The sequence below is a fragment of the Mycobacterium sp. IS-1556 genome, from assembly GCF_001499985.1.
Lineage (GTDB): Bacteria > Actinomycetota > Actinomycetes > Mycobacteriales > Mycobacteriaceae > Mycobacterium.
This window is the reverse complement of sequence record NZ_LQIM01000001.1, coordinates 411,441-434,573: the sequence shown is the minus strand read 5'-3', so window position 1 is coordinate 434,573 and position 23,133 is coordinate 411,441. Positions and strand designations below refer to the sequence as shown.

The window sequence follows — 23,133 nt, the reverse complement described above, 5'->3', positions numbered from 1 at the left end:
TTCAGCGTTTCATGTCCTACGAGCGTTTCAGTCGAGGTGTCGATCGACATCCATCCGCTTGTGGAGGATGCGCACCACGTCAATCAGGTCGTCGCCAGCAATCCGGTAGTACAGCGTGTGCGATCCGACCGCGTACCTCCGGTAGCCCTCGCGTACCTCGTCGCACACACGCCCGATCAGAGGATGGTCCATTAACCGCTCGATCGCTCGCTGGATCTCACGGATGTAGGTCTCAGCCTGATCTTCGCTCCAACGCTCGGAGGTGTAGTCCCAGATGTCACTTAGGTCCGCCTGCGCGGCAGGTGAGAGTACATAGCGACTCACCGCCCACGCGGTTCCTCGGCCCGCTTTCGCGAGACAAATTCATCGAAGTCGAATGCTGTCGACGCGCCACTGCGTTCACCGACAATCAAGGACTGACGCAGTGCGCGCAATCGCGTCTCGCGATCCTCGAGTAGTCGCAATGCGGCCCGCACGACATCGCTGGCTGAGCGATAGCGGCCCGATGCGACCTCATCCTCGATGAACGCGTTGTAATGGTCGTCCAGGCTGAATGAGGTGTTCCTTCCCATGCAACTGACTGTACCAACTATTGGTACACATGCCTTCGATGCTCGGCGGTCCCACCGTCCCCAAGCATCCCGATCGCCGAGAAGGCGGTCACATCGCTTCCATCGATGTCGTGCCGGTGAGGTCTTGGCGAAGAAGAGCGCGGTGGACCCGGCGGAGTCGATCCGGCGACATGGGGCATTGTTCCTCGGGTTCCTGTTACTCGACATCAGCTCGTGGTGTTCATCAACTTGACCACGCCTCGCATGACCGTGCGACTCGCGGTGCCGCGCGCGCGTTCCAGTCGGCTCTGCGGAATCGGGCCAGTGACCTTACCGAGCCGAGGAAACAGACTCAGGACATTGTCCCGGTCAATGGCCTGGCGGGTTCGGTCGTCGAGGCCGACGTAGGTGTCCAGTCCGGCGGCGAACAGCTGCGAGGCTGCGATAGGGGCGAACGGCCAGTCCGAGCCGAAGGTGATGTGGCCGGGTTTGGCGAACGCCAGCAGGGTCGGTAGCGCGGCGGCGCTCGAAGACAGGGCGGTGTCGAAGTAGAAGCTGGAGAAGTCGTCGAGGCTGTCTGCCGGGTTGCGGCCGGTGTCGCCCATGATCGCGACTGCCATGCGGTGGCTGGCGTACGGCACGAACCCGCCGGCATGGCTGAGGATGAAATTGATATTTGGGTACTTGCGACGAATACCGTTGCGCACCAACAGGTACGCGGCACGGGTGGTGTCGAGCAGGAAGTCCGCGGCGAAGGGCAGCACTCCGGGCACGGTCGGCCCGGGCAGGTCGGCGGGATGGATGAACACCACCGCAGAGCGTGCGTCGAGCGCGGCCCACAAGTCGTCCTGTCCGTCCTGCCCGAGATACGTACCGGCGTTGTTGGCGAGCAGCACGACACCGTCGGCGTGCAGCTCGTCGAGCGCTCGCGTGGCCTCGGCGACCGACTCGTCGACGTGGGGCATGGGCACGGTGGCGAAGAAGCCGAAGCGGTCGGGTTGCGCGGCGACGAGCGCGGCGGTGTGGTCGTTGAGGTCGCGCGCCAGGGCTGCGGCGTCGGCCGCTGCGGGCAGGAACGTGGTGCCCGGCGTAGACACCGACAGGATCGACGTGGTGACCCCGAGTGTGGCCATGGTTTTGAGGGAGTCTTCGGTGGACCAGTCCGGCAGTGGCCGTCCGCCGGCGTCGCTGATGCCGGCGTTGTGAAGCGCCTGTCGGTAGAGGTCGGGGATCAGGTGGTGGTGGGTGTCGATGCGGCCCATGGCTGCTCCTCAGTTGTCCGGGATGCCGGCGCCGGCCAGTGCGGGAACCGGGTCTTCGCGGTGGAGCAGCGACTGCGCGCCGACTTTGAATTGGTTCAGCTTGTCGACGATGGTGTGGCCCTCCGGGGTGTGTCCCCAGATGCTGATGCCCTGATAGGTGGTGGGTTCCCACGTCGTTTCGTCGATGACGATGGGGTTCCACCCGACTTCCCATTCGAACCCTGAGGGGGTCATCGCGTAGAACGACAGTTCCTTGTCGTTGGTGTGTTGCCCGACGCTCAGCGCCATGTCAAAGCCAAGCTCTTTGACCCGCTGATAGGCGGCGGTCATGTCGTCGAGGTCGGCGACCTGGATGTTGAGGTGTTGGACGCGGGCGCGAATCGGGTTGAGCGGGAACTTGTTCACGGCGGCGATCGCCACGGAGTGGTGGCGCTCGTTGACCCGCAGGAACCGGATCTTGAGTTTGACGCCGCTGATCGTCTCGTCGATGTAATCGGTGAGTCGGGCGTCGAACACGGTGTTGTAGTACCCGCGCATCTGATGCGGCTTCTTGCTGGTGATGGCGACGTGGCCCATGCCGGATTCGCCGGTGACGAACCGTCGAGCGATCATGTCCAGCGGGGCATCACTGGTGTGGGCGCGGGTGAACAGCTCCTGAGCCAGGCCGTTCGGCCCGGGAATGCGCACAAGGCGCTCCACTCCGCGCAGGGCCGCCTCCTCCGGGGCGCCGTCGGTGACGGGGACGCCGTGGCGGGTGACGCGCGCGAGGATCTCGTCGAAGGTGTCGTGGTCGTCGAGTTGCCAGCCGAGCGCGGTGACGTCCTCGGCGGGCCCGCGCTGCAGCAGGAAGCGGCATTCGTTGTCGTCGAGGCGGAAGCGCATGGCGTCGGGCAGGGTCTCGTCGAGGTGCATGCCGATGGCGTCGCGGCCGAAGCGGCGCCAGTCGGCGAAGCGCTCGGTTTCGATGACGATGTAGCCGAGGTGGACGTTGCCGAACACGTCGTTGACGGTCATGACGCGAATGCTCCTTGCGCGCTGAGGAATTCGGCGACGAGCTGGTTGAAGAGGGTGGCGCGTTCCCACTGCATCCAATGACCGGTGTGCGAGGTCATCACCAGCTCGGCGTTGGGCATGGTGTTGAGCAGTGCCGGACCGCCGGAGGGTTTGTTGACCTTGTCGTCGCGTCCCCACAAGATCAGGGTCGGCGTCTGGAGGTTCTTCAGCCTCGAGTCGCGGGTGAGGTCCATGCGCCACAGGGTGCGCAGGGCCAACGGACCCGACGGCCGGCGCAGCGGCGGATTGGCCACCACCTCAGGGTCGATGGAGGCCTGATGGCGCCGGGTCGATGAGGTCATCAGGCACCGAGGCGCCGTCATAGACGAGGTAGGTGCGGATGAACGCCTCGAGTTTGTCGCGGCTGGGTCCGTCGCCGCCGTAGTAGCCGAGCAGGGTGTTCAGCCCCGCGGTGGGCAGGCCCTTGGTGGTGCCGATCCCGCCGGGTCCCATGAGGACGAGCTTGTCGACGCGGTCGGGGGTATCCAGCGCGAGCCGCAGCGCCGCGGCGCCGCCGTAGGAATTGCCGATGAGGTGCGCGGTGTCGATGTGAAGTGCGTCGAGCAGTCCGCGGATCATGTCGGCGAGATAGCCGAACGGGTCGGACTGGTCGACGCCTTTGACCGACCGCCCGTAGCCGGGCATGTCGGGCACGATGACGCGGTAGTGCTGGGCGAGGGCGTCGATGTTGCGTGAGTAATTGGACACCCCGGAGGCCCCGGGCCCGCCGCCGTGCAGCATGACCACGGCGGGGCCCGTGCCGGTCTCGGCGTAGAAGATCGGCTTGCCGTTCACGGTGACGGTGTGTTCGGTGAGGTTGGCGGTGGTCATGCGATGGCTCCCTGTTCGATGTGGGTGTCGGCGGCGGTCGGTGCGTCGGCGGTGAAGCCGGTCGGCGGTGGCGGGAGTGGCTGGCCGTATTCGGCTGCGGCGTAGATAAATCCGTCAGGGCGCAACACGACCACCCCCGCCTTCTTGTGCGACAGCCATCGGATCAGCGTGCCGTCGCGGTCTTTGAGGTCGTGGCCGAGGCGGAACGCCGGCACCCCGCGCTGTGTCCACGCCGAGGCTCCCGGGCATCGTTCGGTGGTGTGCAGGAGGGCCCATCGGCCGGCAAGCACGTCGTCGAGACGACGGGATTCGCCGGTGGAGTCGGTGACCCAGGGCTGTGGGATGAGCCATCCGACGGCTTGGTGGCCGCCGGCCAGGAAGCCGTCAGCGTAGTGGGCGCCGGGGATCCAGAACAGCTTCTGTCCGCCCGCGAAGACGCCCGGAATCTTCGTGATGACCCGCAACGAGTGGTTCCGCAACCCTGCGATAAAGGGGTGTCGTTCGGTGATGACGCGTCCGACGCGCACCGCCCGTCGTGTCACCTCGGTCACATGTGGTTTGCGTTCTGTCTCATAGGAACCGAGAAGTTTCTCCGGTGCCTGGCGCCGCAGTACTGCGGCGATTTTCCAGCACAGGTTGGCGGCGTCACGGACGCCGGCGGACATGCCCTGGCCGATCCAGGGCGGCATGGCGTGGGCGGCGTCACCGGCGAGGAACACTCGCCCGACCCGCCACCGGTCGGCCAGGCGGACGTGGTGACTGTAGACCACCGCCCGTAGGATTTCGACGTTCTCACGGGTGATGCCCTGGTCGTTGAGGACCCGCCACACGTAGTCGTCGCTGACGAGCACCCTCTCGTCCTCTTCGGCGCGAGCTGGGAACTCCCAGCGGTGATGGCCCAGCGGTGTCGGACAGTCCACGGTGGGCCGCTCGGGGTTGCAATGAAATCGCAAGCGGTCGTGGGCATCCCACTCCTTGAGCACCTTGGTGTCGATCACGACCCAGCGCTCACCGTAGGTCTTGCCGGAGTAGCCGATGCCCAGCAGCCCCCGCGTCGGTGAGGAGCCCCCGTCGGCAGCGATCACGTAGGAGGCGTGGATGCGCTTGAACGAATACTTCTGCATGTCGGCGACGAGCAGTTCGACGTGGTCGCCCTTGTTGAGCGCTCGCAGGCACTCGTGTTCGAGCCGCACCTCGACGTTGGGAAACCGTGCGACACCCTCGCGCAGCACGTGGTCGATGGCCGGTTGGTAGATGAATTGCTGCGGCGGATGCCCGCACCCCCGCGCGGTGATGGTGGTCTCGATGAAGGGCCTGCCGTCTGCATCGACGAAGGCCACCGGCCGATCGGGCAGCATGTCCTGTTGCAGTCGATCCGCCAAGCCGACGGACTGCCAGGTCCGCAGCACTTCCTCGTCGGTCGAGATAGCCCGCGCCCGCCCGTACACGTCGGGGTCGCGTTCGACGACGACCACGTTCAGTCCGAGTTGCCCCAGCAGATTGGCGGCGGTGGCGCCGGTGGGTCCGTAGCCGATCACTGCCACGTCATAGGCGTCCACCGGCCCGGCCGGCGCCTGCGTCCCTGTCTCGCTCACTGATGACCCTCAATCGTTGCGCACCGTCACCGGCACTTGTCCTGTAGCGATCACTACGCTAATGTAGCGATCACTACGGAGTCAAGGTCCACAGGAAGAGACGCCATGACGAGCGAAGACCCACGAACTACTCGGCGCCGCCGCGCCGACGGTGAGATTTCGCGGAACCGGATTCTCGACGCGGCCACGGAGATCGCCAGCGAACGCGGATACGAAGGAACCAGCATCGCGGCGGTGAGCACCAAGTGCGGATTGCCGGCCAGCTCGATCTACTGGCACTTCAAGGACAAAGACGACCTTCTGGCCGCCGTGATCGAGCGCAGCTTCGGCTCCTGGCTGTCGGCCTGGGAGATGCCCGCCGACGGCGAAACCGTCGACCGCGCCACCGCGGTGTCCACCCAGATCGCCAAGGCGCTGCTGAACTCCCCCGACTTCATCCGCCTCGGCCTCATGCTCGCCCTGGAACGCCGGCCCGTGGAACCCCGCGCCCGAGCGATGTACCTCCAGGTTCGCGAGCAGGCGCACGGCCAACTGCAGGACACGGTGTCCCAACTTGCGCCGGAGTTGACCAGCGCCGACGCGCGCCAGCTGGCCACCTACGCCTTGGCCGGCGCGGACGGACTGTTCATCGCCAAGGAAGTAGCGGGCGACGCACTCGACCTCATCGCCATGTTCGACATGCACGCCCGCGCCGTGGTGGACACCGCCCGGCGCCTGATCGAGGAGGCCGCCCAGTGACGGCGATCATCCGAGAGGCCGCCGAACGGCTCTGGACCGCCCAGCATGCCCGCACCCCGATCGCTCCGCTGACCGAAACGCACCCCTGCCTCGACGTCTCCGACGCCTACGGCATTCAGCAGATCAACCTCGGCCGACGCCTGGCCGCCGGCGCCAGGCTCGTCGGCCGCAAGATCGGACTCAGCTCCGCACCGATGCAAACCCTGCTCGGTGTCGACGAACCGGACTTCGGATTCATCGTCGACGACATGGTCATCGCCGGCCAGAGCGTGGCCACCGAGCGGTTCTGCGCACCACGGGTAGAACCCGAGGTCGCCTTCCTCCTGAAGCGCCCACTACGGGGGCCGGGCGTGGACACCTCCGCGGTGTACGCCGCCACCGAATCGGTGGCGGTGGCACTGGAGATCGTCGACAGCCGCATCGCCGACTGGAAGCTCACCCTGCCCGACACCGTCGCCGACAACGCCAGCTCCGGCGACATCATTCTCGGCGACTGGGTGCCCTACACCGCGGCCCTGGCACTCCCCCGTGCCGCAGCGACGCTGACCCTCAACGGCGTCGACATCGACTCCGGCACCGGCGACGCCGTCATGGGCGACCCCGCGGCCGCCGTCGCCTGGCTGGCCAATGCGCTCGCCGAGTTCGGCACCGAGCTGTCGGCCGGACAGTTCATCATGTCCGGCTCGTTCACCTCCGCGGCGTTCGTCCACGTCGGCGATGTCGCCACTGCGACCATCGCCGGCCTGGGCACCGTATCGCTCACCTTCACCTAGAAAGAAGGACCATGGCACAACAGATTTGGCCTGTCGCCATCATCGGCTCGGGCAATATCGGCACCGACCTGATGATCAAGATCCTGCGCAGCGACGGACCGCTGCGTGCGGCGGCGATGGTCGGCATCGACCCCGCTTCCGACGGCCTGGCCCGCGCGGAGCGGATGGGCGTGCCGGTCACCGCCGACGGCGTCGACGGTCTGCTGGGCATGCCGCAGTTCGACGAGATCAAGCTGGTCTTCGACGCGACGTCCGCCTCGGCGCACCGCGCCAACTGGGCCAAACTCGAGCCCACCGGCGTGCGGATGCTCGACCTCACGCCCGCCTCGATCGGTCCCTACTGCGTGCCGGTGGTCAACCTCGACGAGCACCTCGACGCGCCGAATCTGAACATGGTTACCTGCGGCGGCCAGGCCACCGTGCCGATCGTGTCCGCGGTCGCCCAAGCCGGCATCGTGTCCTACGCCGAGATCGTGTCCTCCATCTCATCGAAGTCCGCCGGAGCCGGCACTCGGGCCAACATCGACGAATTCACCGAAACCACCTCGGCGGCACTGGTTTCGGTCGGCGGTGCCCGACGCGGCAAGGCGGTGATGATCCTCAACCCCGCCGACCCGCCCATCCTGATGCGCAACACCGTGTACTGCCTCATCGACGGTGACACCGACCACGCAGCGGTCGAAGGGTCGATCGAGGCCATGGTGGCCAAAGTCAACGGCTACGTCCCCGGATACCGCCTCAAACAGCGCGTCCAGTTCGAAACCTTCACCGCCGACAACCCGCTGTACATCCCCGAAACCGGCAAGTTCACCGGCACCCGCGTCACCGCCATGCTCGAAGTCACCGGCGCGGCACACTACCTGCCCGCCTATGCCGGAAACCTCGACATCATGACCTCGGCGGCCAAGGCCACCGCCGAACGCATTGCCAGACACGCCCATGAAAACGCCGGAGCGACACGATGACTCACGATTTGTACATCAGCGACGTGACGCTGCGCGACGGCATGCACGCCATCCGTCACCAGTACACCGTCGACCAAGCCAAAGCCATCGCCACGGCCCTCGATGAGGCCGGCGTGGATTCCATCGAGGTCGCTCACGGCGACGGCCTGTCCGGGTCGAGCTGCATCTACGGCTTCGGCGCCCACACCGACCTGGAATGGATCGAAGCCGTCGCCGGCGTCGTGCACCGCGCGAAGGTCGCCACCCTGCTGCTGCCCGGCATCGGCAGCGTGCATAACCTCAAAGACGCCCACCGCGCCGGCGCGACCATCGTGCGCGTCGCCACCCACTGCACCGAAGCCGACATCTCCGCCCAGCACATCGCCGCGGCGCGCGACCTGGGTATGGACACCGTGGGCTTCCTGATGATGAGCCACATGACCACCCCCACCGCGCTGGCCGCGCAGGCCGAACTCATGGAGGACTACGGAGCCACCTGCGTCTACGTCGTCGACTCCGGCGGGGCGATGACCATGCGCGACGTCGCCGATCGCATCGACGCCGTGCGCCAAAAACTGTCCGCCACAACAGAAATAGGGATCCACGCGCACCACAACCTTTCACTAGGTGTGGCGAACTCGATCGTCGCGGTCGAACACGGCGCGAACCGGGTGGATGCCTCGCTGACCGGCATGGGCGCGGGCGCCGGTAACGCCCCCCTTGAAGTGTTCATCGCCGCCGCGGACAAACTCGGCTGGCACCACGGTTGCGACCTGCACACCCTCGAAGACGCCGCCGACGACATCGTCCGGCCGCTGCAAGACCGCCCGGTACGGGTGGACCGCGAAACGCTCACCCTCGGTTATGCCGGGGTGTACTCCAGTTTCCTTCGCCACGCCGATACCGCCGCCGCGCGCTACGACGTCGATGCCCGCACGCTGCTGGAAGAGGCCGGCCGGCGCGGCATGGTCGGCGGCCAAGAGGACATGCTCGTCGACATCGCCCTGGACCTCACCAGCGACTGCGGGGCTAGCCGGTGAGCACGGCCGTGTCAGCGGCGGGAAGGGCCGGCATCCAGGACGTGCTGGCCGCCATGTGCCTGTCGCTCGTCTTGGTCGTCGCATCGGTGTCGGCGCTCAATCTCGCGCTACCGAACTGGCCGTCGGGGCAATTCGTTTGGCTTCGTCGATGACCGTGATGCGCACCCATCCCTTATTGAGGTGATCACTACATCAAGGTGGATGAGAGGATGGCGTCGAATGGGTTGCCTCCCGAAAGGGGTGGACATGACGGCTGGCGACGCAAGGACCAAGAGACGCAGAGTGAATGGCGAGGAATCGCGTCAGAAGATCTTGCTGGCGGCCACCGAGATCGCTACCGAACGCGGGTACGAAGGTACCTCCATCGGCGCGGTCAGCCAGCGTTCCGGGTTACCAGCAAGTTCGATTTACTGGCACTTCAAAGACAAGGATGCGCTGCTCGCTGCGGTGATCGAGCACAGCTTCGGACTCTGGCTGGCCGGCGCAGGCGGCTTTTCTCCTCGCCCCGAAAACGAGACTGTGGAGCAACGCCTGGCCGCGATGATGGAACGCACCCTCAAGTCGTTGCGCGACTCCGCGGACTTCCTACGCTTGGGGTTGATGCTGGCACTCGAGCGGCGGGCCGAAGAACCGTCCGCGCGGAAGATGTTTCTTTCGGTGCGAAACGAAGCACTGCGCCGCACGATCGACTCCTACACCGAGCTCTTTCCAGAACTCGACGCGCGCGCCACGCGACAACTGGGCGCGTTAACCATGGCGATGGCCGACGGACTTTTCGTCGCCTCTGAGATCAATGGCGACCGGGCGGACATCACCGTCGAGGCTGAGGTCTTGGCTGCCGCCCTGATGGCCGCCGCCGAACGCCTTGCGTCTCGCGGGAGTCGCTCAAAGCAGTCAACGCGGCGTTGATCGGGTTTCCGAGAGAAGCCTGCGTGCCGTCAAGCGCCATGGGAATGCAGGGTGCGCTCACTTCACCTGGGAACCTCGGACATGAACGTCACCTGAGCCCGCCGGGCGTTGATGAAGTTGGATTCGTCGTCGCGGACGTGCTTGAGGTAGCCGCAAGAGCCGTACGCACGTGCAGCGTCCAGGACCGAGTCGAACCACTGCTCGATGACTCCGTCGTACTGAACGTGTTCGGGAACGGGCCGGCCGTCCAGATAGCGCGCGGTGCCGGGCACCGTGTGATTCTGGACGTAGCCCCGGAGGAACCTGGCAAACCGTTCCTGCCCCAGGACCACATCCCTGTGAGTGGTCGCCCAGTGCTCGCTGAACGTGCTCGTGTCCACGTCCGGCCGGCGCCGCAGGCCGATGACGAGCTTGACCTGTCCGCCACGTTCCTGGCGTGGCACCACGACGTTCTCGACTGCGTCGAAAGTGACGCTGCGTGCAGGATCGCCGCTCGCCGCCAGAAGGGACCGCCCAGGCGAGGTACCCCCATCGCCCCACCAGACCTCTTCGATGGCATCGAAAGGAAACCCCAGTCCCAGAACCGTGGCGCGCGATGTCGTACTCCGTTCCGTTCTCCGGCCCTCGGGAAGGGAAGCTCGCCCAATGTTGCTGCTGAAGTCGGACCTTCTCAGTTGAGAAGCCCGGCGGAGAAACGTGTAGGTCTTAGTCGCGCCTTCCACTGCGAGGGTCATCGCTCGGCCTCCGAGTTGACTGCACGGATCGCCGGCACGGTCCGTTCGACGCTGAACGCGCGGGCAGCGCGTCGATGTTGCGGGGCGTAATTGGACGCGCCGGCCGCGTCGGCTCCCCCGCGGTGGAGGAGGACTTTAGGCCCGGTACCGGCTTCGGTGACGAAGATTTGTCGGTCGTGGACCTGAACGGCTCGTTCGGTTCGTGCTGCCTGCGCTACGTCCATCTTGGCCTCCTCGATAAGTTGCTGATTAGGCAATCAGCTGCACGTTTGCTGGTCTACAACTTGTAGGTTCTCCTCCCCGGGCTGCATTGGTCGATGCGCGTGACCTGGGCCTTTCCAACTTGTCTCACGGCGACTGCACGCAGCTTTGTCTCACGAAACGGTGTCCGGGCCGTCCTGACGCAGTCGGATCAAGTTACTCGGGAATGGGGAGCGGCGGGAGCGGAAGGGCCACCAGCCGGTCAGCCTCCCCAGCATCCAGGCCGAGCATGAGAAGCACGTGTCGTACGTAGTCGTCGGACACCTGCGCGCTGTCGAGGTCGGCGTCGGCGTCAAGGAGTTGCATGAGTCCGAGCAGGGCCCCACCCGACATCATCAACCCCATGTCGGCGTCGGGAACACTGAACCGTCCGGTCTCGATACCCCGTTGCAGGTCGACCAACGCGCGTGGCCGCAGTCCACGATCGGTCAGCAACACGGACATGCCTTGGTTGAGCACCACCCGAATGAGTTCAGGAAGTTCTCGTTGCATGCGGCCGAGCATCCGGAAGCTGGTGGCGAACACTTCTGCAGGGTCGTGGATGCCTTCAACAACGAGATCGCGCATCTGGCCCCAGGCGTCGAGGGTGCTGGCGACCGCCTCGGCGAAGAGTTCCTCCTTGCTGTCGAAGTGGTTGTAGAAGCTGCCGAAACCCACGCCGGCCTCGTTGGTGATCTCTTGGACGCTCACCGCGGTGCGCCCTTCGGCGAGGAGTCGGCGACCGGCGGCGATCAAGGCTGCACGAGTGCGTGCTTTGCGCGGGTCGGGCCGGCGCGTGGACTGTGTGGAGACTTCAGCGGTCATGGTTCCGGTCTCTCCGTTGGCCTAGCTGTTGGATGAAGTTATCAGAAAATCTTGACATACCCGGCCCGTTCTTGTGATGATTTCATCAGAAAATCTGACTACGGGAGGACCCCGCGGCTCGGGTCCACCCCATGAGCCAAGCGAGCCTCACCGCTCTGTCTGCGATTCATCCGCCCGACAAGGACACGCCATGCCCCCGACACCGTCGATCACCCCCACCAAGACCCTCTCAGGGATCTACCCGGTCCGATTCCGGGCCGACCTTCCCCGAGAGGTCGCCGATGACTACTGGGCAGGACCGCACGCCGAACTGGTCAAGCGCGGCGGGCACATCTACGAGTACAACCAGTACCACTTCTCTGCGACCGATCACGGCTACTGGCCCGCCACACCGACTGTCGGAACACACCCCCCTGACCTGTTTCGCTGGGACGGCGTGACCGAAGTGCGACTGCGCAACTTCCCCGAAATGGCGCGTGCTGCCTACGGAATGCTCGGCACGATCTTCCACGACGAGCAGAACGTCTTCGACAACGTGCTCGGCCATGTCTGCGGCCCCGGCGGCGGCACCCGGTGGACCAACCACCATGAGCCCGCGGTCGGCCATCGCACCGTGTTGTTGCTACGCCGCCGGCGCGGTGTCCCACTGCGCAAGTTCCGCGCCTTCGTCCACCGACGTTTCGGCCAGGCCCTCCACGACGTCGGCGCGCTCGACGTTCGCTCCTACAGTTTCCTTCCCATCACCGGGATCGCTCACCGCACGCCCGGCCTGTCCCACACCTATCCACCCGGCCACCGCCACGACGGCGCCATCGTCTTCGGGTTGCCGAGCCGCGAGGACGTCAACGATCTCCTGGCCAGCACCGAACTGAAGGCCATTGTCGACGAGCAGTCCGAAACGCTCACCGCTGTCCATGCCTACGCCGTCGACCACACCGTGCCCGTCATCAAGGAGCCCCGATGAACCACCTGTTCTCCGCCTCCCGCGGGACCTTCGCCAACAAAGTCACCGTCGTGACCGGTGCCGGCTCCGGCATCGGCCGCGCGCTCGCCACAAATCTGGCCAAGGAAGGCGCCACGGTGGCGATCACCGACGTCGACGAGGCCGGACTAGCCGAGACCGCAGACCTCATCCAGGCCGCGGGCGGCTCGATCGCCAGCCACCGGCTCGACGTCACCGACCACCTCGGTGCGTTCACCTACGCCGAGGAGATCCATGCCCGCTTCGGCGCTGTGCATCAGCTCTACAACAACGCGGGCGTCGAGCACCACGGCGACCTCGAACACTCCGATCTGTCCCAGATCCGCCGAGTGATGGACATCAACTACGGCGGTGTCGTCAATCTCACCAAGGCATTTCTCCCCTACCTCATCAAATCCGGGGATGGCCACATCATCAACGTCTCCAGTCTCTTCGGCCTTCTCGGAATGGCCGGTCAAAGTGCCTACAGCGCTTCGAAGTTCGCGGTCCGCGGACTCACCGAATCACTGCGTCAGGAGATGCTCGCAGCTGGACACCCAGTCCAAGTGACCTGCGTGCATCCCAGCAGTGTCAAAACCGCTATCGCGCGCAACACCAGCGTTGCCGCAGGCGAGGACGCCGCTGCCGTGGCAGCACTCTACGACGACAAGCTCGCCCGCATCTCCTCCGACCGAGCGGCCCAGATCATCCTCCGTGGGGTCCGGCGTAGGCGCCCTCGGGTCCTGATCGGTACGGACGCCTACGCCCTCGACATCCTCGTCCGACTCCTCGGTCCCGCATATCAACGCGGAGCAGCGGCACTCGCTGCGCGCGTTCAGCCCGGCCTCACCGCCAAGGACGCGCGATGATCCAGAGCATCCCCCCACCATCACCACGTCCCTGCAGATCGGCGCCATGACTCCTCTCAACGGCCCCTATGCGGCGAGCAAGCCCGGTGTGTGGCGGACTGGTCCTGGCCGTGGCACAACAGCTTGTCGATCAGGACCTCACACCTGACCAACTCGTACTCAGCGCGCCGACCAGGGTCGATGCCAGGTCAGATCTAGCCGCGGGCAAATGACACGAATTCGACACGGGGACACGGATTTTGGGTCCGACGGTTCAACGGCGCCGCCGCTGTAGGTTCTCGCCTTCGGCTGCATCAATCCGTTCCGTGGACCTGCGAGTTTGCGATCTGTCTCACGGCTACGGCACCGGGGTTCTGTCTCACGGAAAGATTCATTTCCTAGCAGTCGGCAAGTTGGCTTCGATCGGGAGTTTCACCACCGCCGACACCATGCCCAGGTGGTCGTGAAGTTTGCCGTTACGGATTGGCCCCGTGCGGGCCGATCTGGACTCAACCGTTATGAGCTACAGCTCCCAAGGTTAATGCACCCCAAACTCCGTGAGGTGCCTCAAGTTTGGCGTCACGACGAGAACTTCGGCGGACTCTGCAACCGCGCACGCGCAGAGCAAACACCACGTTGGTGTCCAGGACGTACCCAACGGGTCGGGAGCGCGTGCCGCGAGGTTCAGCCGATCAGGTTCGAACTCGATCGCGGAACCTTCGTCGCTGCACAGCATGTCGACAATCGTGATGGCCGGTCGTTCAAGACCCCTATAAGGATCGCCCGGGCCTCCGCTTCAACAGTGCGGCAATGCTGCTCGGCGCGTACACGCAGCGCGCCGCTTTCCGGCGGACACCCGCAGTGCAGCATGGTCGAGATGGTGATCCGACGTCATGAGGACGCCCATCGCAACATTCCTGATGCCGTGAGTCGCAGAGTGGCTAGCTCAACACCGCGGTGTCGAACCAATGGCAGAGCAGCACAGCGACTTCCACATCGAGTCGGTCGTCGGTGATTGGTTCGCCACGACGTTCGAGCGCGCGCTGCACGCGGTATTTCACCGAGTTGACGTGCAGGTGCAACTCGTCGGCGGTTGCCTTGAAACTGCATCCGGTGCGCAGGAAACTCCGCAGTGTTTCACGCATCCGCTCGTCGCTGTCCGTCGCCGAAGCAAGCGGTCCCAGAACGTGGCGGACCCATGCGCGGGTGTGCTCGAGGTCAGCGCAGAACTGGGCGGCCACCACGAGGCCGGGATCGTTGTACATCGTCACCGCGGGTGGACGTGATCCCGACGCGAGCACCACAGTGCGCGCGGTCTGAGCCTGCCGATGCGATCGGCGGAAGCCGTCGATACCCGGCGCCGGATCACCGGCCGCCATCCACGGCGCATCCGTGCGCGCGTTGGCAAACTCGCGAATACGGCGCGCCGCATCCTCTGCCGTACCGGCGCTAAGCGGTATCCATGCCCACCCGGTGACACGGTCCGCGGCGACGAACAAGGGGCGCTCATCCGAACCCAGTGCCTTCGCAAGTTCGGCGGTGAATCGCTCCATCCCGACGAGTTCGTTTCCATCATCGGACTCGCCGCACCACACGATGACGGACAGGTGAATCCTGTGCAGCGGGTAGCGGATGGAAGTCGTCAGCTCGTCGATGTCGATTTCGGCCCCGCCGAGGACCTCGCGCACCCGCAACGCCCGCACCCGGTTCTGATTCGCCAGCCACCGATCCCGTTCATTGTGGTAGTCGATCAACACCAACCGCGACACTCGGTCGATATACCGAAACGACCTTGATGTGATCTGTTCGAACACGTCGAGCGCGAGGCGGGTGTCCAACTCTGCCGCACGAATTTCGTCGATCACGAATCGCAGCAACCCTTGGTGGCCGAGCCGGTAGGTCCGCACCAAGAAGTCCGCATCCACCTCGCGTTGCGCCAACCGCCGCGCGTGCTCGATCGCGGCGGGCGGGGGCTCGATGCGGTCGATGGAGATGCCGTGGCGAATGGCCGGGAGGAAGGTGTCGAGGTTTCCCTGCACGGAGTCGTGCACCAACGCCAGCAGTTCGCCGTCGCCACCAATCTCTGGCAGCTCGCTGATCAACACTTCCTGCAGCGATCGCGTGATCTCCGCCAGCCTGTCATCGAGCCGGCCGACGATCATCGCTGTCGACTTGGCGACCAGCGCCTCATCTTCGCGGCTTCGCTGCGCCACGACTCGACTCTATGGCGCGCGGTGCCCGAACTCCATGGAATGACCCGTGTGTCAATTTGTGGGTGGTCGACAAAGGCCCGCCGGATGCAGGACGAAAGTTGGTCGACGGACGACGTATCTGCACCACGTCGCCGTCCGTAACGTTTCCGGCGACGGCGACATTCGAGCGGACAAACCCATCGTTCGAACGCCAAATTACCGACAATACGACCCGCTTTCGCGGAGAAAGTGAATGAACTGTGTTCACCGCCATCCTCATTCTCACACTGGCCCTGGCGCCGGTACTCCTCCCGGCCGCCATCTCTGCATTCCACGCCCTGGTTGGCCTTCGACAGCGCCGAGCCGCCCGCCTCGACGTTGGACATGCCGCCGAGCCGATCCCGGCGTCGGCCTGATCGGCGAAGGACGGCCATGTTTCCCGGAAGCCACGCGGCATCCGCCCCGAACCGTCCGGCCGTTGTGATGGCCGGCTCGGGCAAGACAGTGACCTATCGCGAGCTCGACGACAACTCGGCGCGGCTCGCGTCGGCGCTGCACGCGCTCGGGCTGCGCCCGGGCGACGTGGTCGCCCTGGTCTCGGACAATTCGGCGGAGGCCTTTGAGGTGTATTGGGCCGCACTGCGTTCCGGTCTGTACATCACTGCCGTGAACTGGCATCTGGCGCCCGAGGAGTCCGCATACATTCTCCGCGACAGCGGTGCTCGCGTCGTGATCGTCTCGGCCGGAGTCCGGGCCGTGGCCGAACCCGTTGTCTCATTGGTCCCTGAGGTCCAGCATTGGTATGTGTTCGGCGGGGCGGTGCCCGGCTATCGGTCGTACTCCGAGTTGTTGGCGACCGCGGGGCCGCGACTGACCGACCAGCCTCGCGGTTCGGAGATGCTGTACTCGTCGGGCACGACCGGCCGCCCCAAGGGCATCAAGCCACGCTTGCTGCCCGGGCAGGTAGACGAACCGGGTGATCCGTTGGTCGCCCTCCTCGGCAACGTATTCGGCATTGGCGAGCAGGACGTCTATCTCTCGCCGGCACCGATATACCACACCGCCCCGCTGAAGTGGTGCGCATCGGTGCAGGCGTTGGGCGGAACCGTGGTGTTGATGGAGCGGTTCGACGCCGAGGAGGCACTGGCCGCGATCGAGCGGTTCCGGGTCACCGTCACCCAGGTGGTGCCCACCATGTTCGTCCGAATGCTGCAGTTGCCCGAGGAAACCCGAACCGCATACGACGTGTCGTCTATACGGCTGGCGGTGCACGCCGCCGCGCCGTGTCCGCCCGAAGTGAAGGACGCGATGATCTCGTGGTGGGGACCGATTCTCGTGGAGTACTACGGCGCCACTGAACAACACGGCACCACCGTGATCACCACGCCGGAGTGGCAGAACAAGCGGGGTTCGGTGGGCAGGGCCGCGATGGGCGTGCTGCACATCTGCGACGACGACGGCAATGAACTTCCCGCCGGCGAGATCGGCAGCATCTACTTCGAACGCGACATCGCGCCGTTCGAGTACCACAACGACCCGGAAAAGACGACCGCTTCACGGCATCCCGCGCACGACAACTGGTGCACGGTCGGCGATATGGGCTATGTCGATGAAGACGGCTATCTGTTTCTGACGGATCGCAAGGGCTTCATGATCATCTCCGGCGGCGTCAACATCTACCCCCAGGAGATAGAGAACGTCCTGGCCCTGCATCCGAAGATCTTCGACGTCGCCGTGATCGGCGTGCCGGACCCCGAAATGGGTGAACAGGTCAAGGCCGTCGTACAGCTGCGGGACGGCGTCGCGCCGTCCGACGAGCTGGCGGCCGAGATCATCGCCTACGTCCGCGACCGCATCGCGCGTTACAAGGCCCCCAAGTCCGTGGACTTCGTCGCCGAATTACCCAGGTCGGCAACCGGAAAGCTCCTCAAACGAGTCCTTATCGACAGCTACACAAAAGGAAGCACGCATGTCTGAGTTCGCCACCAAGCGCTTCGTCGTCACCGGCGCAGCCTCCGGGATCGGCCACGCGGTGGCCACGAAGCTGCTCGCGGCCGGGGCCGAGGTCTACTCGCTCGACCGCAATAGCCCGACGGCCACGGTCACCGGCCACATCTATGTCGACCTGTCCAATCCGCGCAGTATCGACGCGGCGGTGGAGCAACTCCAGGGCGAGTTCGACGGGTTGATGAACGTCGCCGGTGTTCCCGGCACCGCACCCGCTGACGTGGTGCTGGCCGTCAACACGCTGGCCGTGCGGCACTTGTCTGAGTCGATGTTCGAGCGGCTCAAGCCAGGAGGCACGGTGACGATTGTGTCGTCGACGGCGGGTTTCGGCTGGCCCGCGCGGCTCGACACGATCAACGAAATGCTGGCGACGGATTCCTTCGAGGAGGGGCTGGCCTGGTTCAAGGCGCACCCGCAGCAAGGAAACGCCTACAACTTCTCCAAGGAAGCCACCACCGTGTATTCGATGGCGATGGGTCTGCTGGCCGCGCAGAACGGGTTCCGCATCAACGCGGTGCTACCCGGCCCGGTGGAGACGCCCATCCTGGCCGACTTCGAGGACACCATGGGCAAGGACACCCTCGACGGCCTCAAAGCCCTCCTCGGGCGTCATGCGACTCCGGGCGACGTCGCGGGCGCGATCGTGTTCCTGGCATCCGATGCGGCGCAATGGATCAACGGGCATGCCCTGGTCGTGGACGGCGGGGCGACCGGCGCGGTTCTCACCGGCGTCATCCCGGCACCGGAGATCTGACATGACAAGCCAGACAGCGTCCGTCGATGCGCCTACTGTGCTGAACGAGCTACGAGGGGTGTTCAGCAGCGGGCGCACCCGCGGATTGTCGTGGCGCCTCGAGCAGCTGCGCGGAATCGAGCGGCTGTGTGACGAACGGGAATCCGAGATCGCTGCAGCGCTCGCCGACGATCTGGGCCGGGGGCCGGTCGAGGCGTGGCTCGGCGACGTCGCATCGACCAAGGCCGAGGCGGTCTATGCGCGCAAGCACCTGAAAAGGTGGATGCGCCGCCGTCGGGTTTCGCTGCCGCTGAACCAGCTGCCGGGACGAGGGTGGGTGCAATACGACCCGCTCGGTGTGGTGCTGGTGATCGGGCCGTGGAACTACCCGCTATACCTGAGCCTGGCACCGCTCGTGGCGGCGGTGGCGGCCGGAAACTGTGCCGTGGTCAAGCCGTCCGAACTCGCGCCGGCGACCTCAGCTCTGCTGGCGCGGCTGATTCCGGAGTATCTGGACCCAGCGGCGGTGCGGGTCGTCGAAGGCGACGCAGCGGTCACGCAGGCGCTGCTGGCGCAGGGTTTCGACCACGCCTTGTTCACCGGCGGCACCGAGGTCGGCAAGAAAATCATGGCCGCCGCCGCCCCGACGTTGACGCCGGTCACGCTCGAACTCGGGGGCAAGAGTCCGGTCATCGTCGCCGCCGACGCCGACATCGACGTGGCCGCGCGGCGCATCGCATGGGTGAAGCTGCTCAACTCCGGCCAGACCTGCATCGCTCCCGACTATGTGCTTGCCGAAAAGTCGATCGCCGATGACCTCGTCAACAAGATCGTCGCGAACGTGCGTGAATTCCGTTCCGCCGAAGGTGATCCCTCGATGCAGATCGTCAATGCGCGCCAGTTCGATCGTCTCGTATCCCTGATCAGCGCCACCGACGGCAAGGTCGTCACTGGCGGCGGCTCGGACAGCTCCGCGTTGCGCATCGAACCCACCGTGGTCGTCGATCCGTCGCCGACCGACCCGGTAATGGCCGATGAGATTTTCGGGCCGATCCTGCCCGTGCTGACCGTCGATTCGCTCGATTCCGCGGCGGATCTCGTCAACAGCAAGCCAAAACCACTAGCGCTGTATCTATTTACTCAGTCGCGCCTGGTGGCGAAGGCACTGATCGACCGGATCCCGTCGGGTGGTGCGGTCGTCAACCACGTCGCGATGCACTGCATGGTGCCGCAGCTGCCGTTCGGTGGCGTCGGCGCCAGCGGAATGGGCGCCTACCACGGTCGCTGGGGGTTCGAGGCGATGAGCCATCGGCGGGCCGTCCTCGCCAAGCGGGCGCGACCCGACCTGCGTGTGGTGTATCCGCCGTACACCGAGAAGGCCGTCAACGTCATGCGAACGATCTTCTGATGCATCGCCTTTCGAGCCTCGATGCGCAGTTCTTGGCCGCCGAGAGCGGCAATGCCGTTTCGCACTACTGCGGAATCGCGATCTATCAGACCGGCAACAAGCGACCAATCACGGCCGCAACAATGCGGGAACGGTTCGCGAAGCGACTAGCCCATTGTCAGCCCCTGCGGTGGAAGGTCGTCACGGTGCCGCTCGGCCTCGACCGACCGGTATTCGTCGACACCGAGGTCAATCTCGACGATCACATCTCCGAAACAACTCTCGAGGCGCCCGCCGACGACGAGGCGCTGGCCGGCGAGGTGGCGAAGATGCTCGCGGCACCGCTGGATCGGGACAAGCCGCTGTGGAATCTGCGGGTATTCCACGGACTAAGGGGCCGTACCGCGGTGGTCATGGCGTTGCACCACGCCGCGGCCGACGGCATCGCGGCAGCCGAGATATTCGCGACTCTGCTCGACCAGCCCGCCGACGCGGCCTCCGAAGACCATGACGTCGACACCGGCGCCCTTCCGAACCGTGCAGTGTTGGCGGCGCGCGGTATTGCGGCCTTGCCGGGCAGGCGAATCCGCGCCCTACGGTCTGCCCCCGGAACGCTCGCGCATCTGGATCAAGTTCCCGTCTTGCGGTCCCTGCCCGGCGCTCACACCCTGTCGCAGATCGCCAGGGGCGACCTCAGCGCCAAGCGGCTCGACGCACCCCGGACGCGGTTCAACGCAAAGCTGTCAGCGGAGCGCTCGGTGTCGTTCGGCACCGTCTCGTTGACCGACGTCAAGGCGATCAAGGACAGGCTGGGCGTGACCGTCAACGACATCGTCATCGCCCTGTGCGCCGGGGCCCTGCGTCGCCGGATGACCGCGACGGGCGATCTGCCGGCAGACCCGCTCGTCGCCTACATCCCCGTATCAACCAGGCTGCCGGACGCCAAAGACCGCTACGGCAATGCGATCTCCTCGATCATCGCACCGATCCCGACCCACCTGGCCTCGGCCCGCGAACGACTCACGTTCACCCACGAAACGTTGGAACGCGGGAAGCAGCGAGCACGCAAGGCGCCGCCGACGCTGATGAGCGACATCAACGAGCCGATCCCGGTGCCGATGTTCGGCATGGCCGCCAGGGGGCTGATGGAACTGGTGTCGTCGCGGTTCGTGCGGCCACCGGTGAACCTGATCATCTCGAATGTGGCGGGTTCACCGGTGGAGCTGACCTGCTACGGCGCACCACTGGTGGCGCACTACCCGACGAGCCTCGTGTTCCACGGTTTCACCCTCAACATCACGGTCATCAGCTACCAGGACGGGCTCGATATCGGGATCGTCGGCGACGCCCAAACATTGCCTGACGCATGGGAATTGATGGACGACATTCGTCTTGAGTTGGCCGAGCTGTCCGAACTAGTCACCGCAGAAGGGAGTCGCGACCTATGACTTCGACTCGAGTAGCACCGACTGTGCAATCCGCCGCGAAGGTGCACGAGTTCACCACCGACCTGGTCGTGCGCCGCCGGCATGCGGCCGCTGACGGTGTCGTAGCGCTGGACTTGGCGGACCCGGAGGGCGGTGATCTGCCGGGTTGGGAGCCAGGGGCCCACATCGACTTGCTGCTCGAGGAGGGGCTGGTTCGCCAATACTCCCTGTGCGGCGACCCCCGCGATGCCACAACCTGGCGCGTCGGCGTCCTGCTCGACCCCCAGAGCCGCGGCGGCTCGCGCCACGTTCACGACAACCTCGTCGAAAGCACGGCGGTGCGAGTCCGGGGGCCGCGCAACCATTTTGCGCTCGTCGACTCGCCTCGATACCTGTTCATCGCCGGCGGGATCGGCATCACTCCGATCATCCCGATGATCGACACCGCGCAGCAGGCAGGCAGCGAGTGGACATTGATCTACCTCGGACGACGACGGACCACCATGGCGTTCGCCCAGCCGCTGGTCGACACGTACGGGGACCGCGTCACGCTGTGGCCGCATGACGAGAGAGGACAGTTCGACCTCAACGCCGCGCTCAGCGAGCCAGCGGACCAGACACTGGTGTATTGCTGCGGACCCGAACAACTCCTTTCCGCGGCCGAGGAACACTGCCGGCACTGGCCAGAGGGCAGCCTGCACATCGAGCGTTTCGCGGCGAAGGTGCCAGTCGCCGAGCCCGGGGTCGAGGCCTTGGAAACCTTTCAGGTGGTGTGCCAGCGCTCCGGTGTGGCCGTCGAAGTGTCCGAGGACATCTCGATTCTCGAAGCGTTGGAGGAGGCCGACATACCGATCATGTCGTCGTGCCTGGAAGGAATCTGCGGGACCTGCGAGGCGACCGTCGTGGAGGGCAAGCCGGATCATCGGGACTCCATGCTGACCGATGCTGAACGCGCCTCTGGCAACAAGATTCTCACGTGCGTATCCCGTTCCTGCAGCGAGAAGTTGGTGTTGGACCTATGACCGCGAACTATCCCACGAAGTGCTGGTATGTGGCCGCCACGTCCGCCGAGCTGGTCGACACTCCACTGGCCCGAAGGTTGCTCGGCCGAGATGTCGTGCTGTGGCGGCCGTCAGGCGGCCCGGCCGTCGCATTCGACGACCGCTGCGCCCACCGTGGCTTCCCGCTGTCCGACGGCCATGTCGACAACGACCGGCTGGTCTGCGGATACCACGGTTGCGCCTACCTGGCAGACGGGTCCTGCGTACACGTTCCGACACAATCCGCTGTTCCGGCGGGGATGGGTGTGCGCGCGTTCCCCATATTGGAAGAGCCGCCGTTCATTTGGATCTGGCTGGGGCCGCCCGCTGCCGCCGCCGGAAGTCGCCCACCGCGTACTCCGTGGCTGCACGATCCGGGATGGTCCACGTTCACCGATACCTGGCATGTCCGGGCCAACTACCTGATGGTGCACGAACACTATCTCGACTTCTCCTATGCCCCAGTGGTGTACCGCGAGGACCTGCCGCCGGGAACGGAACAGATTCCGGCGTTCAACGATATCGAAGTGACCGAGACGACCGTCTCCTACACGCGGTCCCTGCCGCAGGCCCCACTCGCGGCCTGGGAGGCCGAGGCCACCGGGTTGGATCCCGCGGGGTTGTATGCGCGGCGGGAAAGCGGGAGGTTCGCCTCCCCCGCAATGCATGTTCAGAGGTGGGAGTTGGAGGCAAACGGCACGACGTACGCGAACGTCCGCACTCATGCGATCACGCCCGAAAGCGACACAGAAACGCATGTTTTCATGTTCGCGTCGTACAACTACGCCCCGAACGACGAGTCAGCGGCCGCGACGCTGCAGTCGTTCGTCGGCCGACTCGTCGATCGTGACACGGCCATCCTGGAACGAGTCGCCGCGCATACCGGCTACGACCGCTGGCGGTCCGGTGTGGAGTTCCAGGCCGACGCCGCGGCATTGCGCGCGAGACGCATCGTCGCGGTCATGCTCGCCAAGGAAGCCGGCCGCTCGGCGCTTCGCCCCGGCTGGTCACCCGTGAGAACCGCTACCACCAACTGAGTCTGA

Annotated in this window: 22 protein-coding genes and 1 pseudogene; 13 read left to right on the top strand and 10 right to left on the bottom strand. The window is 65.4% G+C overall.

From position 1 onward, the window contains the following. Nucleotides 1-27: 27 nt before the first annotated feature. The 6 genes and pseudogenes from AU187_RS02090 to AU187_RS02065 form a co-directional block, all read right to left on the bottom strand. The gene (locus tag AU187_RS02090) at nt 28-324 is read right to left on the bottom strand and encodes a type II toxin-antitoxin system RelE/ParE family toxin (protein WP_059100461.1); all 297 of its coding nucleotides are present in this window, start codon (nt 322-324) and stop codon (nt 28-30) included. Further along, the gene (locus AU187_RS02085; RefSeq protein ID WP_059100462.1) at nt 321-572 is read right to left on the bottom strand and encodes a type II toxin-antitoxin system ParD family antitoxin; all 252 of its coding nucleotides are present in this window, start codon (nt 570-572) and stop codon (nt 321-323) included. Before AU187_RS02085 ends, AU187_RS02090 begins: the two co-directional genes overlap by 4 nt. A gap of 206 nt (nt 573-778) precedes the next feature. Continuing rightward, complete coding sequence (locus AU187_RS02080; RefSeq protein WP_059100463.1) at nt 779-1,813, bottom strand: amidohydrolase family protein; 1,035 nt, start codon at nt 1,811-1,813, stop codon at nt 779-781. A 9-nt stretch (nt 1,814-1,822) separates the two neighbouring features. Then, on the bottom strand, nt 1,823-2,827 hold the full coding sequence (locus tag AU187_RS02075; protein WP_059166196.1) for a VOC family protein: 1,005 nt from the start codon (nt 2,825-2,827) through the stop codon (nt 1,823-1,825). Next, nucleotides 2,824-3,697 (bottom strand): annotated as a pseudogene (locus AU187_RS02070) (alpha/beta fold hydrolase). Before AU187_RS02070 ends, AU187_RS02075 begins: the two are co-directional and overlap by 4 nt. Then, the gene (locus AU187_RS02065) at nt 3,694-5,292 is read right to left on the bottom strand and encodes a bifunctional 3-(3-hydroxy-phenyl)propionate/3-hydroxycinnamic acid hydroxylase (RefSeq protein WP_059166195.1); all 1,599 of its coding nucleotides are present in this window, start codon (nt 5,290-5,292) and stop codon (nt 3,694-3,696) included. Before AU187_RS02065 ends, AU187_RS02070 begins: the two are co-directional and overlap by 4 nt. A gap of 105 nt (nt 5,293-5,397) precedes the next feature. Here AU187_RS02065 and AU187_RS02060 point away from each other — a divergent pair, with 105 nt between their 5' ends. From AU187_RS02060 to AU187_RS02040, 5 genes are all read left to right on the top strand, one after another. Beyond that, entirely contained in the window at nt 5,398-6,030 is a 633-nt protein-coding gene (locus AU187_RS02060; RefSeq protein WP_059100467.1) for a TetR/AcrR family transcriptional regulator, read from the top strand. Then, the gene (locus AU187_RS02055) at nt 6,027-6,803 is read left to right on the top strand and encodes a 2-keto-4-pentenoate hydratase (RefSeq protein ID WP_059100468.1); all 777 of its coding nucleotides are present in this window, start codon (nt 6,027-6,029) and stop codon (nt 6,801-6,803) included. Before AU187_RS02060 ends, AU187_RS02055 begins: the two co-directional genes overlap by 4 nt. Nucleotides 6,804-6,814: 11 nt before the next feature. Next, entirely contained in the window at nt 6,815-7,768 is a 954-nt protein-coding gene (locus tag AU187_RS02050) for an acetaldehyde dehydrogenase (acetylating) (protein WP_059100469.1), read from the top strand. Then, on the top strand, nt 7,765-8,787 hold the full coding sequence (gene dmpG, locus AU187_RS02045; RefSeq protein WP_059100470.1) for a 4-hydroxy-2-oxovalerate aldolase: 1,023 nt from the start codon (nt 7,765-7,767) through the stop codon (nt 8,785-8,787). Before AU187_RS02050 ends, dmpG begins: the two co-directional genes overlap by 4 nt. A 246-nt stretch (nt 8,788-9,033) precedes the next feature. After that, complete coding sequence (locus AU187_RS02040) at nt 9,034-9,696, top strand: TetR/AcrR family transcriptional regulator (protein WP_059100766.1); 663 nt, start codon at nt 9,034-9,036, stop codon at nt 9,694-9,696. A 62-nt stretch (nt 9,697-9,758) separates the two neighbouring features. Here AU187_RS02040 and AU187_RS24830 read toward each other — a convergent pair whose 3' ends face one another. Then, nucleotides 9,759-10,430 (bottom strand): EthD domain-containing protein, encoded by a 672-nt coding sequence (locus AU187_RS24830; protein ID WP_082683675.1) that lies wholly within the window; start codon nt 10,428-10,430, stop codon nt 9,759-9,761. A 417-nt stretch (nt 10,431-10,847) separates the two neighbouring features. Beyond that, nucleotides 10,848-11,495 (bottom strand): TetR/AcrR family transcriptional regulator, encoded by a 648-nt coding sequence (locus AU187_RS02025; protein WP_059100473.1) that lies wholly within the window; start codon nt 11,493-11,495, stop codon nt 10,848-10,850. Nucleotides 11,496-11,685: 190 nt separating this feature from the next. On the opposite strand from AU187_RS02025, the gene AU187_RS02020 reads away from it, so the two are divergent. Continuing rightward, entirely contained in the window at nt 11,686-12,459 is a 774-nt protein-coding gene (locus AU187_RS02020; protein WP_059100474.1) for a hypothetical protein, read from the top strand. Beyond that, entirely contained in the window at nt 12,456-13,325 is an 870-nt protein-coding gene (locus tag AU187_RS02015) for an SDR family NAD(P)-dependent oxidoreductase (RefSeq protein WP_059166194.1), read from the top strand. Before AU187_RS02020 ends, AU187_RS02015 begins: the two co-directional genes overlap by 4 nt. 663 nt (nt 13,326-13,988) lie before the next feature. On the opposite strand, the gene AU187_RS26180 is transcribed toward AU187_RS02015, so the two are convergent. Together AU187_RS26180 and AU187_RS02010 are read right to left on the bottom strand one after the other, a co-directional pair. Next, complete coding sequence (locus AU187_RS26180; RefSeq protein WP_502687723.1) at nt 13,989-14,174, bottom strand: FitA-like ribbon-helix-helix domain-containing protein; 186 nt, start codon at nt 14,172-14,174, stop codon at nt 13,989-13,991. Between the two features lie 71 nt (nt 14,175-14,245). Further along, nucleotides 14,246-15,517 (bottom strand): PucR family transcriptional regulator, encoded by a 1,272-nt coding sequence (locus tag AU187_RS02010; RefSeq protein ID WP_231740365.1) that lies wholly within the window; start codon nt 15,515-15,517, stop codon nt 14,246-14,248. Nucleotides 15,518-15,928: 411 nt separating this feature from the next. Between AU187_RS02010 and AU187_RS02005 the strand changes: the two genes are divergently transcribed. The 6 genes from AU187_RS02005 to AU187_RS01980 are packed head-to-tail and all read left to right on the top strand — an operon-like array spanning nt 15,929 to nt 23,127. Beyond that, complete coding sequence (locus tag AU187_RS02005) at nt 15,929-17,473, top strand: acyl-CoA synthetase (protein ID WP_059100476.1); 1,545 nt, start codon at nt 15,929-15,931, stop codon at nt 17,471-17,473. Beyond that, nucleotides 17,466-18,257 (top strand): coniferyl-alcohol dehydrogenase, encoded by a 792-nt coding sequence (locus tag AU187_RS02000; RefSeq protein WP_059100477.1) that lies wholly within the window; start codon nt 17,466-17,468, stop codon nt 18,255-18,257. The genes AU187_RS02005 and AU187_RS02000 overlap by 8 nt, the downstream gene beginning before the upstream one ends. 1 nt (nt 18,258) lies before the next feature. Next, a complete protein-coding gene (locus AU187_RS01995) occupies nt 18,259-19,644 on the top strand; it encodes an aldehyde dehydrogenase family protein (RefSeq protein ID WP_059100478.1) in 1,386 nt (461 codons plus the stop codon). Next, the gene (locus tag AU187_RS01990; RefSeq protein WP_059100479.1) at nt 19,644-21,071 is read left to right on the top strand and encodes a wax ester/triacylglycerol synthase family O-acyltransferase; all 1,428 of its coding nucleotides are present in this window, start codon (nt 19,644-19,646) and stop codon (nt 21,069-21,071) included. The genes AU187_RS01995 and AU187_RS01990 overlap by 1 nt, the downstream gene beginning before the upstream one ends. After that, the gene (locus tag AU187_RS01985) at nt 21,068-22,072 is read left to right on the top strand and encodes a PDR/VanB family oxidoreductase (protein WP_059100480.1); all 1,005 of its coding nucleotides are present in this window, start codon (nt 21,068-21,070) and stop codon (nt 22,070-22,072) included. The genes AU187_RS01990 and AU187_RS01985 overlap by 4 nt, the downstream gene beginning before the upstream one ends. Continuing rightward, nucleotides 22,069-23,127 (top strand): Rieske 2Fe-2S domain-containing protein, encoded by a 1,059-nt coding sequence (locus AU187_RS01980; protein WP_059100481.1) that lies wholly within the window; start codon nt 22,069-22,071, stop codon nt 23,125-23,127. The genes AU187_RS01985 and AU187_RS01980 overlap by 4 nt, the downstream gene beginning before the upstream one ends. Nucleotides 23,128-23,133: the final 6 nt, after the last annotated feature.

Bases quoted from the DNA above. Each gene is read 5' to 3' on its own strand.
- AU187_RS01980 (WP_059100481.1), top strand. From the start codon at position 22,069: ATGACCGCGAACTATCCCACGAAGTGCTGGTATGTGGCCGCCACGTCC.
- AU187_RS02060 (WP_059100467.1), top strand. From the start codon at position 5,398: ATGACGAGCGAAGACCCACGAACTACTCGGCGCCGCCGCGCCGACGGT.
- AU187_RS02080 (WP_059100463.1), bottom strand. From the start codon at position 1,813: ATGGGCCGCATCGACACCCACCACCACCTGATCCCCGACCTCTACCGA.
- AU187_RS02040 (WP_059100766.1), top strand. From the start codon at position 9,034: ATGACGGCTGGCGACGCAAGGACCAAGAGACGCAGAGTGAATGGCGAG.
- AU187_RS02085 (WP_059100462.1), bottom strand. From the start codon at position 572: ATGGGAAGGAACACCTCATTCAGCCTGGACGACCATTACAACGCGTTC.
- dmpG (WP_059100470.1), top strand. From the start codon at position 7,765: ATGACTCACGATTTGTACATCAGCGACGTGACGCTGCGCGACGGCATG.
- AU187_RS02020 (WP_059100474.1), top strand. From the start codon at position 11,686: ATGCCCCCGACACCGTCGATCACCCCCACCAAGACCCTCTCAGGGATC.
- AU187_RS02075 (WP_059166196.1), bottom strand. From the start codon at position 2,827: ATGACCGTCAACGACGTGTTCGGCAACGTCCACCTCGGCTACATCGTC.
- AU187_RS01985 (WP_059100480.1), top strand. From the start codon at position 21,068: ATGACTTCGACTCGAGTAGCACCGACTGTGCAATCCGCCGCGAAGGTG.
- AU187_RS02000 (WP_059100477.1), top strand. From the start codon at position 17,466: ATGTCTGAGTTCGCCACCAAGCGCTTCGTCGTCACCGGCGCAGCCTCC.
- AU187_RS02050 (WP_059100469.1), top strand. From the start codon at position 6,815: ATGGCACAACAGATTTGGCCTGTCGCCATCATCGGCTCGGGCAATATC.
- AU187_RS24830 (WP_082683675.1), bottom strand. From the start codon at position 10,430: ATGACCCTCGCAGTGGAAGGCGCGACTAAGACCTACACGTTTCTCCGC.
- AU187_RS02005 (WP_059100476.1), top strand. From the start codon at position 15,929: ATGTTTCCCGGAAGCCACGCGGCATCCGCCCCGAACCGTCCGGCCGTT.
- AU187_RS01995 (WP_059100478.1), top strand. From the start codon at position 18,259: ATGACAAGCCAGACAGCGTCCGTCGATGCGCCTACTGTGCTGAACGAG.
- AU187_RS02015 (WP_059166194.1), top strand. From the start codon at position 12,456: ATGAACCACCTGTTCTCCGCCTCCCGCGGGACCTTCGCCAACAAAGTC.
- AU187_RS26180 (WP_502687723.1), bottom strand. From the start codon at position 14,174: ATGCTGCACTGCGGGTGTCCGCCGGAAAGCGGCGCGCTGCGTGTACGC.
- AU187_RS01990 (WP_059100479.1), top strand. From the start codon at position 19,644: ATGCATCGCCTTTCGAGCCTCGATGCGCAGTTCTTGGCCGCCGAGAGC.
- AU187_RS02025 (WP_059100473.1), bottom strand. From the start codon at position 11,495: ATGACCGCTGAAGTCTCCACACAGTCCACGCGCCGGCCCGACCCGCGC.